We start from the raw sequence: 12,406 nt of genomic DNA on the forward strand, positions 1-12,406 counted from the left end.
GTTCGCCGCCGCCCCGCCCATCGTGGCCGATCCGGTCGTAGCCGAAACGGTCGCGGCGAAACCGGCCGCGGAACCCGTCCTCGCGTTTCCCAGCGCGGCGGAACGGGCCAAGGCGCGCCAGCCGCGCCAGTTGGCCTTCGATTTCGCGGCAGGCGAGGATGACAGGGCAGCCGCTGCTCTCGCACCCGTCATGATCACCGCGCAGGCCCAGGAAGCGGGCGCGCAGCCGATGGCCGAGCCCACACCGGCGGCGACCACCGCCGCCGCGCCGATGAATACCCGCGCGGAGGCCGAGGCCGCGCCGCCGATCACGCCCGAAAACGCGCTACTCGAAGGCCGCCGCCGTCCCGGGTTCCAGAAGGACCTGCCCGAGCGGATCGAGCAGATGAACACCGGCGCCGTCCGCCCGCCGCCGCCCGAGGCGTTCTACGGCAAAGAAGGCGAGGTCTATCCCGACGGGATCGAGCGCACCGAGATGAATGTGGCGGTGCCCGATCGCTGGCGGATCACCTCGTCGCTGTGCCCCAGCGGCGGTGACCGGTCGATCTACACGCTCTATCCCAACCTCAGGGCCGTTTGCCACTCGACGCTGGATCCGTTCCACCACAACGTCCTCAAGGGCGACAAGCCGATCCCGGCCAAGGACAAGCCCGGCTTCCTCAAGGGCAACGACTGGTTCTTCATCGTCAACGCGATCTCGGACACCATCGTCGAGCCGCGCAGCTTCCCCATCCCGGTCGGCAACCAGACCACCGACCGGCCCGGTTCGGACGACACGTTCGGCAATCCGCATTCGCTGGTCCTGGCGCAGACCTTCATCACCGGGGTCTCGCTGCTCAAGGGGCAGACCGTGTTCAAGCCGCCGATCGTCGAATATCGGCTGACGCTGGCGACGCAGGTCAACTACGTCAATGTGCCCGAACGGCGCGTGCTCAACGTCAAGCCGTCGAAGAACAGCGACCGCCTCGACCACTTCGTCGGGGTGCAGGAAGCCTTCATCGACTACCATCTGGGCAAATACGACAATTCGCGTTTCGATTTCTTCAGCTTGCGTGTGGGCATCCAGCCGTTCCAGCAGGATTTCCGCGGCTTTCTGTTCCAGGACGAGAACCTCGGCATCCGCCTGTTCGGCAACCGCGACAACAACCGCCTGCAGTTCAACCTCGCCGCGATCCGGCGGCTGGAGAAAGACACCAACTCGGGGCTGAACTCGGTGGTCCAGACCCCGCGCCATGACTACATTTTCCTCGCCAACATGTTCCGCCAGGATTTCCCGGTCGTCGGCCTGACCAGCCAGGTCTCGGTCACCTACAACATGAACCGCGAGAAGAACCACGTCGAGATCGACGACAACGGTTTCCCGACGCGCCCGGCGCTGCTCGGCAACTTGCGCGGGCGCAATTACGACGTGGTCTATGTCGGGTATGCCACCGACGGCCACATCGGCCGGATCAACCTGACCAGCCAGCTCTATGGCGCGTTCGGCGAGGACCGGAACAACTTCTTCAATTCGGAGAAGGCCAAGATTCAGGCCTTCCTCGCCGCCGCCGAGGCCAGCTACGACTACGATTTCCTGCGCTTCCGCGTCTCCGGGCTCTATGCCAGCGGCGACAGCAAGCCGTACGACAACAAGGAAACCGGCTTCGACGCGATCAACGAGAACCCGATCTTCGCGGGTGCCGACACCAGCTACTGGATCCGCCAGACGATCCCGTTCGCAGGGGGCGGACGCGCGATCGGGCTCAACGGGCGCAATGGACTGCTGCCATCGCTGCGCAGTTCCAAGGAACAGGGCCAGTCGAACTTCAACAATCCCGGATTCATCCTGGCCGGGGTCGGCGCGGATGCCGATCTGACCCCCACCTTTCGCCTTTCGGGCAACGTCAACCACCTGTCGTTCGCCAATACCGCCACGTTGCAAGCGCTGCGGGTCGAGGGATCGATCCCCAAGTCGATCGGCTGGGATCTTTCTGCGGCGGCGATCTGGCGGCCGCTGGCTTCGCAGAACGTCGTCCTGCGTCTGTCGGGCGCGGTCCTGCAGCCGAGCAAGGGCTTCAAGGACCTGTTCGCCAAGCAGGGCAAGGAAGGGAAATTCTATTCCGTGCTCGGCAACTTCATCGTGGCCTTCTGAACAATGACCGCAACGCTCCTTTCCCCCGTCGTTTCACGCCGCAACCGGCCCTTGCTATGGCTGGCGCTGCTGCTGGCGGCGCTGACCGTGCTCGTGCCGGCGGCGCTTCGCGCGTCGGAACTGGAGAAGGCGCAGGACATCAAATACACCCGCGCGCCCAGCGCTCCGCGCGGCCAGCCGGGCGAGACCGCCGAGGCGCAGTGGGCCTATGTCGACGCCAAGAACAACGGTTGCGTTAGCTGCCACACCGCCTCCGACCACAAGACCATGCACGCCAGCCCGGCGGTGGTGCTCGCCTGCACCGATTGCCACGGCGGCAACGAGAAGATCGTCGCGGACCGCAACTGGGCCAAGAACAGCCTCGATTACCAGGGCGCACTGCGCGAAGCGCACGTCCTGCCGAAATATCCGGTCGCCTGGGAATGGCCAAAGTCCGCCAATCCCAAGCGCAGCTACGCGCTGATCTCGCGCGAGGCGCCCGAGTTCATCCGTTTCGTCAACCCGTCGGACTACCGGGTCGCGCGCGAGGCGTGCGGGGCGTGCCACATGGAAATCATCGAGGCGTCGGAACGCTCGATCATGACCACCGGCGCGATGCTGTGGGGCGGGGCCGCGTACAACAACGGCATCGTGCCGTTCAAGAACTACATCTTCGGCGAAAGCTACAACCGCGCGGGCGAACCGGCGGTGCTCAAGTCGCCCTCGAGCAGGTTGGGCGAGGACGGCAAGCCGATGTTCGGCACCGTCACCGACGCCGAGAAGGCGCGCGGCGCGCTGCCGATCCTCTATCCGCTGCCGACGTGGAACACCGTGCCGCCGGGCGACATCTTCCGTGTGTTCGAGGACGGTGGCCGCACGATCAACCCGCAGTTTCCGGAAATCGGCCTGCCCAACATCGGCGGGATCATTCAAAAGCTCGAGGAACCGGGCCGGCCCGATCTCAAGCAGTCGAACCGCGGCCCGTCGACCGGGCTGCGCGTCGCGATCCCGATCCTCAACGTCCACAAGACCCGGCTCAACGACCCGTTCCTCTGGCAAATGGGGACCAACGATCAACCAGGCGATTACCGAACCTCCGGCTGCGCCAGCTGCCACGTCATCTACGCCAACGATCGCGAGCCGCGCCATTCGCTGAACTACGGCAAGTGCGGGCGCGACGGGCAGACGGTGACGGTCGATCCGACCATCAATTCGCTGCGCGAAGGCGGCCACCGCTCGGGCGGCTACGGCACTTATGTGGCGGGCGAGGAAGAGCACCACGCTTTGCTTCCCGGAACAGTCCTTACCGGCAAGAAGCACGGAGAGGGCGGCGAGGGAGAGCATCACGACGGTCGATATCTGGGCGGAGACGCCAGCGATCCGGTTAATTCGGTCACGATGGACGCCGATTGTCGCAAGGCCATCGCGTCGGCCAACCAGCTCGAGGTGTTCGCCTCTGCTGAAGGTGCCGCGCCACACGGGACGATGGCTGGCCATGAGATGAGCGCCAGCGAGGCGCACGCTACTGCCGGTCTCGACGAGCACGGCAAGCCAGCGGCCGACGTCGGAAACGAGGGCGACTCCCACGATGGTCCGATCACGATGCAGGAGCGTGAGCGCGGCCATCCCCTGGTCCACGGCTTCACCCGCGCGATCCCCACCGCGCAATGCATGAACTGCCACATGCATCAGCCCAATATCTTCCTGAATACGTACCTGGGTTACATCATGTGGGATTACGAATCCGACGCGCCGCTGATGTGGGCTGGGCCGGAGAACCGCACTCCCAAGCCGCCGGGCATGTCTGACGAAGACTACACCCGCGTGTTCAAGAAGCAGTTCTACCCGACCGCGTCACAGGCGCGCGAGGCGCTCGACCGCAATCCCGAGGCGGCCAGCACCCACGGGCTGTGGCGCGACGTGGAATTCCTGCGCAACGTCTATGATCTCAACGCCTCGGCCACCGCCACGCAGTGGGCCGACTACCACGGCCACGGCTGGAACTTCCGCGCGATCCTCAAGCGCGACCGCCGCGGCAACCTGCTCGATGCCGAGGGCGATATGGCGACCTACGGCACCGACACCGCGCACATCGTCGATCCTGCCGATCCCGAGAAGTTCCGTAAGGCAGGCGAGGGCAAGTTCGTGGATGCCGGACCCAATCCGGGCAAGTCGGTCCACATGATGGACATCCATGCCCAGCTCGGAATGCAGTGCGCCGATTGCCACTTTGCGCAAGACAGCCACGGCAACGGGTTGATCTACACCGAAGTCGCCAATGCGATCGAGATCGGCTGCAAGGACTGTCACGGCACGCCCGATGCCTACCCGACGCTGATGACCAGCAACCTCGCGGCGCCGCCCGAGGGGCACAACCTCGCGCTTATCCGCAACATGGATGGCCAGCGCCGGTTCGAGTGGTTCCGCGAACCCAAGACCGGGCGCCGCGTGCTCGTCCAGCGCTCGATCATCGATCCCGACAAGTCGTGGCGGGTCAGCCTGGTCAAGGACTCGGTCGATGCCCGGTACCAGGGCATGACCGACGACCTCGGCAAGCCGATCTTCAATCCCAAGGCGGCGCGCGCGAAACTGATGGCCAAGTCGGCCAGCGAGGATGGCGTTTACAAGTTCGGCACCGCGATTCCGAAGAGCGAGCGTGCCCACCCCGACGACGACATGGCCTGCTTTACGTGCCACTTGGCGTGGACCACGAGCTGCGCGGGCTGCCACCTGCCGATCGAGGCCAACTGGAAGTCGGCGGTCCACAAGTACGAGGAAGATTACACCCGCAACTACGCGAGCTATAACCCGCAGGTCGCGCGCGACGACATGTTCCAGCTCGGCAAGCACATGACGACCAAGGTTTCGGGTTCCGACCCGGCCAAGTCGATTATCGCGCCGATCCGATCCACCTCCGCGCTGATCCTCAGCTCGACCAACATCAACCGCGAGCGGATCTACGTCCAGCAACCGCCGATCTCGGCGATCGGCTATTCCTCGCAGGCGTTCGCCCCGCACTTCCCGCACACCGTCCGGCTCAACGAGACCAAGCAGTGCACCGACTGCCATCTCTCGCAGAACGACGACAACAACGCGATCATGTCGCAACTGCTGCTGCTCGGCACCAACTACGTGAACTTCGTCGGCATGAACGCGATGGTCGGCCTGCAGGGCGGGTTCGAGGCGGTGCGCGTGACCGAATGGGACGAACCGCAGGCGGTGATCGGCAGCTATCTGCACCGTTACGCCTATCCCGACTTCTACAAACTGCACGTCGAGAAGAACAACCGCGAACTCAAGAACTGGACCCGCGGCAAGATCGTCGATGGCAAGCTATCGGGCGAGAGCACCGGGCGCGAGGCGTTCTTCAACACAGTCGAAGGCACGGGCGATGCAGTCCGCTGCCTGCAGATGCGCGGCGAATACATGTTCGTTGCCGAGGGCACTGGGGGCTTCCGCGCCTACGACATCGCCAGCGTCGGCAATAAAGGCTTCTCCGAGAAGATCGTGAAGGCTCCGTTCTCGTCGCTGGGCCACGACACTCACGTCAAGACCACCAACGCCACCTGCATGGCGCTGCCGACCAACCAGGCGATCGCGCCGACGCGCAACACACCAGAGCTGCGCGCGGCCAACCAGGAGCAGCCCTTCAGCCCGATCTACAGCTATGCGTTTGTCACCGACGCCAGCGAAGGCCTTATCGCGGTCAACGTCGATACGCTGGCCGACGGCGAGTTCCGCAATAACTTCTTCCGCCGCGCGCTCACCTTTAATCCGGACGGGGTGCTCAACGGGGCGCGCCACATCACCCTGGCGGGCGACTACGCCTACATCACCACGCCGACCGCGCTGGTCACCGTCCACCTGACCAAGCCGTGGTCGCCGCAGGCGCCGTGCGAGGTCAGCGAGAAGGCCGGCGGGGAGACTTGTCTCGATCCGCAGGTGACCTCGGTCGTGCCGCTCAACGACGGCCGCGCCAGCGCAATCCAGTTCCGCTATCTGTGGGTGACCACCGCAAACGGTCTCGAGCTGTTCGACGTCACCGAACTGGCCCAGCCGCGCGCAATCCCGCAAGCAACGGTGCCGCTGGCCGATGCCCGCAAGGTCTATGTCGCGCGCACGTACGCCTATGTCGCAGCCAAGGCGGAAGGGTTGGTGATCGTCGATGTCACCGCGCCCGAGCGGCCAGCAATCTACATGAAATACACCGCCGACGGGCAGCTTAACGACGCGGAAGACGTGATCGTCGGCTCGACCAACGCCAGCCCGTTCGCCTACGTCGCCGACGGTCGCAACGGCCTCAAGGTGATCCAGCTCGCCAGCTTCGAGAACCAGCCCAACCTCTATGGCTTCGCGCCGGAACCCCATCCCGAGCTGATCTCTTGGGCGCGCACACCCAGCCCGGCGCTGGCGATGTCCAAGGGTCTCGATCGCGACCGCGGTGTCGATGAGACCGGTGGGCAAATGGCGGTGTTCGGCCGTCTCGGCTCACGCCCGTTCAACCGGCCCGAGATGGAGACGCTGTTCCTGAACAGCCGCCGCGCGACCTACAAGGTCAGCAACGCGATCGATATGAGCTTGTGGGTCGGGCCAAAGGCTCCGCCGCTCCTGGCGAAATCCGCCGGAAAACCAGGGGCGGATCGCGCACGTTCGATGAAGTAGGCGCGCGGGTGCCACCGACCCTGTTCGATCACGTCCAGCTCGCGATGCCGGCCGGCGGCGAGCACGCTGCGCGCGGTTTCTACTGCGATTTGCTGGGAATGATCGAGGAGCCCAAGCCAGCGGAACTGGCTGCGCGAGGCGGTTGCTGGTTCCGCAGCGACGGAGTGCGGCTCCACCTGGGGGTGGACGCAGACTTTCGCCCCGCGAAGAAGGCACATCCGGCGTTGCGGGTGTCCGAGTTCGGAGCGCTGGTCGCCGGGTTGCGGCAGGCGGGCTGCACGGTCCGTGAGGACGGACCTTTCGAAGGATCGGCTCGCATCTATGTCGACGATCCGTTCGGCAACCGGATCGAATTGATCGCAGAGGAAGTACCGTAAAACGGCACTCCCATCTTCCGATCATACCTCAGGTTAAGAGCCAATCGCACTCTCGCGCCGCCGCCCAGCTCAATCCTCGTCCAGCATCAACACTTCGCAATCGATCTCCATGTTCGGCTCCGGCAGCAGGACATGGCGCACCGCAACAATCGTGGCGTCGGCGATCAGCCGACCGGGAATGGCGAACTCATGCTCGGGCAATGCGGCGATCAGGCGCTCGCCTGCCGCGACCGCATCACCTCCCGCAAAGCGCAAGGTCAGGGCATGGCGGCTTCCGGCGAAGGTGATGCTCGCCCACCGCCGCTCTTCATGGCGCAGGACAATTCCAGACCCGTCGCCAAGATCGTGCAGCGCGGCGAGGAGGCGGTTTGCCGGCGTGCGGCGCGAAAGGCGGGTCGGCGGTTGATCAGCTCGCACGGTGCGCATCTCCAAAAGTGTTCATGAAATGTTCCACGCGTATTCTCAGCCCTTTGCGCGGCTCGCGACCATTGCGCAGGTCGAACACCAGTCGTGGATCGGACGCGGCGAGACGCCCGAAGGTGGTCGGGGCAAGGCCCGATCGGCGCAGGAATCGCTCGATGTCGCGGATCAGCATCAGACCTCAATCTCCCTACTTTGGCGCGATGCCGATCCAACCAGCGAATCGGAATAATCCTAAATTCATCTGCAAAATCCTACTTGTCTAGGAAAAATCCTTCGCGTAAGAGAATTTTCATGCCCGCAGCCGATGCCCGCGTCCGCCTGATGGAGCTGGTCGATGCCCAGGGCGTCAGCCTGTCCGGATTGTCCGCGCTGCTGGGTCGCAATCCCAGCTATCTCCAGCAGTTCGTCCGCAAGGGCAGCCCGCGCAAACTGGAAGAAGGCGACCGGCGCACGCTGGCGCGGTTCTTCGGTGTCGATGAGTCCGAATTGGGCGGCGCGGGAGAGGGCGGGGTAATCGCACCTTACATCGGCCAGCGTCGACTCCGATCCGAATGGGCCGACGTCCCCCGTCTCCCGCTGGGCGCCTCGGCGGGACCAGGGGCGCTGGCCGAGAGCGAGGCACCGGTAGGGCAACTGCGCTTCTCCGCTCGCTGGCTAAAGGCCCACGGGCTCGACGCGGCCATGCTCAGCGCGATCGAGGTCGAGGGCGATTCGATGGAGCCGACGCTGCGCGATGGCGACGAAATCCTGGTCGACCGCACCCCGCGCCCGTTGCGCGCCGGAATCTACGTGCTGCGGCTCGACGATGTGTTGCTGGTCAAGCGCGTCGACCGCGCGGGCGACGCCTTGCGCCTGATCAGCGACAACCGAGCTTATCCCGAGATCGAGCGCGCGGCGGGCGAAGTCGAGATTCTCGGCCGCGTGGTGTGGAAGGGCGGGCGGCTCTAAATTGCGAGCTCTACGAGGCGGGCGTGGTGCGGTGCGACAGCGACTGGCGTTGCAAATCTCTCGGCGAGCCGCCACATCCGCCCCATGTCCGATACCGCAAAACCTCCACTCCAGGCCGCGATCGTCCCGGTCACCGCGTTCCAGCAGAACTGCTCGCTGATCTGGTGCACCAAGACGATGCGCGGCGCGTTCGTCGATCCCGGCGGCGACCTGCCGCGGCTCAGACAAGCGCTGGAAAAGACCGGAGTGACGCTGGAGAAGATCCTCGTCACCCACGGCCACATGGACCACTGCGGGCAAGCCGGCGTGCTGGCAAAGGAAATGGGCGTACCGATCGAAGGCCCGCACGAGGCCGACCGCTTCTGGATCGCCGGGCTCGCCGAGGCCGGCGCGCGCTATGGTATGGAGGGCGAGGTGTTCGAGCCCGACCGCTGGCTGGTCGACGGTGACACCGTTACCGTGGGCGAAGTGACGCTCAACGTCATCCATTGCCCGGGCCACACCCCTGGCCACGTCGTGTTCCACTCGCCCGAATGCCATTTCGCGATCGTTGGCGACGTGCTGTTCCAGGGTTCGATCGGGCGGACCGACTTTCCCCAGGGCAACCACCAGGACCTCATCGATTCGATCACCAAGAAGCTGTGGCCGCTGGGCAACGACGTGACCTTCGTGCCAGGCCATGGCCCGACGAGCACGTTCGGTATGGAGCGGAAGACCAATGCCTATGTCAGCGATTATGCGTTGGCGTGACGGCAGTTGATTGGGTGGTTAGACCCGCCCCCGTCACCCCTGCGATCTCCGGCATCGCGACCACTTGAACTTGTAACCGATCCGCCACCAAACCGGCATCGCCCTGTCACATCGCCCGCATAGCGCGACCCCGACACTAGCTTTGGGGACATGCCATGACCGATTCGCTGACGATCTGCGGCTACGACGACGGGGACATCGACACCAACCGCTCGGACAGCCCCACGCTCGAGTGCATCGTCTCCGAGCGCTATTCGCGCCGTCAAACGCTGGTCGGCAGCGTGTCCGCCGCGGTTTCCGCAAGCATGCTGGCCGCTTGTGGAGGCGATGGCAGCGTGGGATCGGGTCCGCCGGTCACAGTCACTCCGGGCAGCAGCATTGCCACCAGCTCTGGCCGACTGGTGATGCTCAGCGCCACGGTCGATTCTGATGGCCAGTACCTCGGTCAAATGGGTACAGTTGTCGGGTCCGACCGTTGCCCTCGCGACCGACTCGATGGCCCAGACGAGCTTTGTCGCGCCCAGCGTGACCGCGGCGACCGACCTGACCTTCCAGCTCAACGCCACCACCGCCGGCGGGCGTGTCGCCAGCGCGATCACCGCTGTGCGGGTCAATCCGGCGACGCTGGGCTTCTCCGCGGTGGCCAAGAGCCTGGCCGACGTGGTCACCGTCCCGGCTGGATACCAGGTAACCGTGCTCTACCGCCTCGGCGATCCGATCAGCGCCGCCGCGGCGGCCTATGGCAACGCCGGCAGCGATACCGATTTCGCCAACCGCGCGGGCGATCACCACGACGGGATGTACTTTTTCGGACTATCGAGCGGTGGCACGCCCGATGCCAGCGCCAACGAACGCGGCCTACTTGCGCTCAACCACGAGAACATCACCCAGGCCTACCTCCATCCATCGGGTCCGACGAGCAGCGGCGGCGTGCGGCCCTACGCCGAGGTGATCAAGGAGATCGAGGCGCACGGCGTCAGCGTGATCGAGGTCGCGCGCGATGGCATGGGAGCGTGGGCCTACCGCCCCGGATCGAGCTTCAATAGGCGGATCACCCCGCTCACCCCGATTCAGATCGCCGGTCCGGCGCGCGGTGCGGCGACGCTCAAGACCGCGTTCTCGCCCGACGCGACGATGGGGCGCGGGACGATCAACAACTGCGCCAACGGCTACACCCCGTGGGGGACGTACATGACCTGCGAGGAGAACTGGGTCGGCTATTTCCGTCGCGACGCCTCGGATCTCGCCGCGCGCGTGACGCTTTTGCCCAAGCAGCAGGTTTCGCTCGCGCGCTATGGCCGCGGCGCGGCGGCGGCGGGCAATTACGGCTGGACCACCGCCGTGCCGCCGGTAGCGGGCGACACCGGCATCGCCAAATTCAGCATCACGCTCGACCCGGCCAAGCCGGCCGACGGCGCCGGCGATTTCCGCAACGAGATCTTCCAGTACGGCTGGGTGGTGGAAATCGATCCCTACGATCCCGCCTCGGTTCCGCGCAAGCGCACCGCGCTGGGCCGAATGAACCACGAAGGCGCCTGGCCCGGGCGCTTCGTGGCCGGGACCAAGCCTGCCTGGTACATGGGCGACGATGCCCAGAACGAGTATCTCTACAAGTTCGTCTCGGCCAACGCCTGGTCGAGCGGCGATGCCGGTGCGAGCAATCGCCTGGCCACCGGCGACAAATATCTCGATGCCGGCACGCTCTACGTCGCCAAGTTCAACGCCGACGGCAGCGGGCAATGGCTCGCGCTCACTTTCGGCACGGGTCCTCTGACCAGCGCCAACGCCGCCTATTCGTTCGCCGACCAGGCCGACGTCCTGATCAACGCCCGCCTGGCCGGCGACGCGCTCGGCGCGACACGGATGGACCGGCCCGAATGGACCGCGGTCAACCCCGCCACCGGCGAGATCTATCTGACGTTGACCAACAACTCGTCGCGCACCGTCGCCGGGACCGACGCCGCCAATCCGCGTGCCTATACCGACCCCAAGACCACCGGCGGCGCGACCAACGGCAACGCCAACGGCCATATCATCCGCCTGCGCGAGACTGGCGACACCACCGAGGCGACGGGTTTCACCTGGGACATCTACGCCTTCGGCGCGGGCCGCGATCTCGACGCGACCAACATCAACCTGTCCGGCCTCGACGACAGCAACGATTTCTCCTCGCCCGACGGGCTGTGGTTCCGCGCGGCCGCAGAATGCGAGCGGGTTGGTCAAGCCACTACTGTGGATCGAGACCGACGACGGCGCCTACACGGACGTAACCAACTGCATGTTGCTGTGCGGCCAGCCAGGAACGGTCGGCGACGGCGGAACGCGGACGCTCACCAATACCATCGGCAGCACCAGCGGAAACCAGACCACCCGCATCGGCGCGGCCCCGGGCGGCAACTTGCGCCGATTCCTGGTCGGCCCGAAGGAATGCGAGATTACCGGGCTCGACAGCACCCTCGACGGCCGCGCGCTGTTCGTCAACATCCAGCACCCGGGCGAGAACGGCGCGGCCAGCTCGCCGACCAGCAATTGGCCGCAGAGCCAGACGGGCCCAGCATCGGGCCGCCCGCGCTCAGCCACGATCGTGATCACGCGGACCGACGGCGGCGTGATCGGGCTTTAGCGGGCGAATGGGCGGCTAGATCGTCCCCGCCACCACCAGAACGGCCACCACCGCCAGCCCCAACAGGGTCAGCATCGTGATCAGCGTGCCGATCATCCGGCCCTGGCCGAACGCTGCGCCGTCCATGCCGATGCCGTGGGCGACGCGCCCCAGCGCATATACCGCGCCCACGGCCTTCAGCCACATCCCGCCACGCCCGGCGATCTCGATCGCGGCGATCAGGACCAGCACTAGGGGGTGTTCTCGGCGAAGTTCAATTGCGCGCGCATCCGCCGGGCGAGCAAATCGTTGCCGCCGTCGCCGATGCTGATCTTCTGCGTCGTGCGGACCCGGCCGATGCGCATGCTCAGCCAAATGTTGACGAGCGCGAGGCTGGCGGCGGCGGATAGCGTGGCAGGCAGCAATATTGGCATGTGAATGATCCCCCTCTTGTCTCCCCCCTTAACCGTTCGTCCTGAGCTTGTCGAAAGGCTAACTCGGTGCTTCCCACCATGGGGAGTGGCAGCCCACTTG

At 65.5% G+C, this 12,406-nt stretch carries 9 protein-coding genes and 2 pseudogenes; 7 read left to right on the forward strand and 4 right to left on the reverse strand.

The window, feature by feature from the left end:
• Window positions 1-229: 229 nt before the first annotated feature.
• Genes GKE62_RS16935 through GKE62_RS16945 form a run of 3 tightly spaced genes read left to right on the forward strand, consistent with a single transcriptional unit; the run spans window position 230 to window position 7,149 of the window.
• Entirely contained in the window at window positions 230-2,131 is a 1,902-nt protein-coding gene (locus GKE62_RS16935) for a hypothetical protein (protein ID WP_370516113.1), read from the forward strand.
• Window positions 2,132-2,134: 3 nt separating this feature from the next.
• Window positions 2,135-6,772 carry an LVIVD repeat-containing protein gene (locus tag GKE62_RS16940; RefSeq protein WP_154693253.1) on the forward strand — a complete coding sequence of 1,546 codons (4,638 nt, stop codon included), beginning with the start codon at window positions 2,135-2,137 and terminating at the stop codon, window positions 6,770-6,772.
• A gap of 8 nt (window positions 6,773-6,780) precedes the next feature.
• A complete protein-coding gene (locus tag GKE62_RS16945; RefSeq protein ID WP_230206784.1) occupies window positions 6,781-7,149 on the forward strand; it encodes a VOC family protein in 369 nt (122 codons plus the stop codon).
• Between the two features lie 69 nt (window positions 7,150-7,218).
• Here GKE62_RS16945 and GKE62_RS16950 read toward each other — a convergent pair whose 3' ends face one another.
• Both GKE62_RS16950 and GKE62_RS16955 read right to left on the reverse strand, forming a co-directional pair.
• Window positions 7,219-7,566: a hypothetical protein gene (locus GKE62_RS16950; protein ID WP_230206785.1), complete on the reverse strand. Its 348-nt coding sequence runs from the start codon at window positions 7,564-7,566 to the stop codon at window positions 7,219-7,221.
• Window positions 7,556-7,744 carry a hypothetical protein gene (locus GKE62_RS16955; RefSeq protein ID WP_154693255.1) on the reverse strand — a complete coding sequence of 63 codons (189 nt, stop codon included), beginning with the start codon at window positions 7,742-7,744 and terminating at the stop codon, window positions 7,556-7,558. The genes GKE62_RS16950 and GKE62_RS16955 overlap by 11 nt, the downstream gene beginning before the upstream one ends.
• 119 nt (window positions 7,745-7,863) lie before the next feature.
• Here GKE62_RS16955 and GKE62_RS16960 point away from each other — a divergent pair, with 119 nt between their 5' ends.
• Together GKE62_RS16960 and GKE62_RS16965 are read left to right on the forward strand one after the other, a co-directional pair.
• Entirely contained in the window at window positions 7,864-8,520 is a 657-nt protein-coding gene (locus GKE62_RS16960) for a S24 family peptidase (RefSeq protein ID WP_154693256.1), read from the forward strand.
• A gap of 84 nt (window positions 8,521-8,604) precedes the next feature.
• Entirely contained in the window at window positions 8,605-9,270 is a 666-nt protein-coding gene (locus GKE62_RS16965; protein WP_154693257.1) for an MBL fold metallo-hydrolase, read from the forward strand.
• 262 nt (window positions 9,271-9,532) lie between these two features.
• Here the strand turns inward: GKE62_RS16965 and GKE62_RS19890 are convergent, their stop codons facing one another.
• Window positions 9,533-9,688 (reverse strand): hypothetical protein, encoded by a 156-nt coding sequence (locus GKE62_RS19890; RefSeq protein WP_370516019.1) that lies wholly within the window; start codon window positions 9,686-9,688, stop codon window positions 9,533-9,535.
• Window positions 9,689-9,765: 77 nt separating this feature from the next.
• Here GKE62_RS19890 and GKE62_RS16970 point away from each other — a divergent pair.
• Window positions 9,766-11,406, forward strand: a pseudogene (locus GKE62_RS16970) (PhoX family phosphatase); the annotation flags it as partial.
• A gap of 142 nt (window positions 11,407-11,548) precedes the next feature.
• Complete coding sequence (locus GKE62_RS19895; protein WP_370516114.1) at window positions 11,549-11,893, forward strand: alkaline phosphatase PhoX; 345 nt, start codon at window positions 11,549-11,551, stop codon at window positions 11,891-11,893.
• A 15-nt stretch (window positions 11,894-11,908) separates the two neighbouring features.
• Here the strand turns inward: GKE62_RS19895 and GKE62_RS16975 are convergent.
• Window positions 11,909-12,306 (reverse strand): annotated as a pseudogene (locus GKE62_RS16975) (MAPEG family protein).
• Between the last annotated feature and the right edge of the window lie 100 nt (window positions 12,307-12,406).

The organism is Novosphingobium sp. Gsoil 351 (assembly GCF_009707465.1).
GTDB lineage: Bacteria > Pseudomonadota > Alphaproteobacteria > Sphingomonadales > Sphingomonadaceae > Novosphingobium.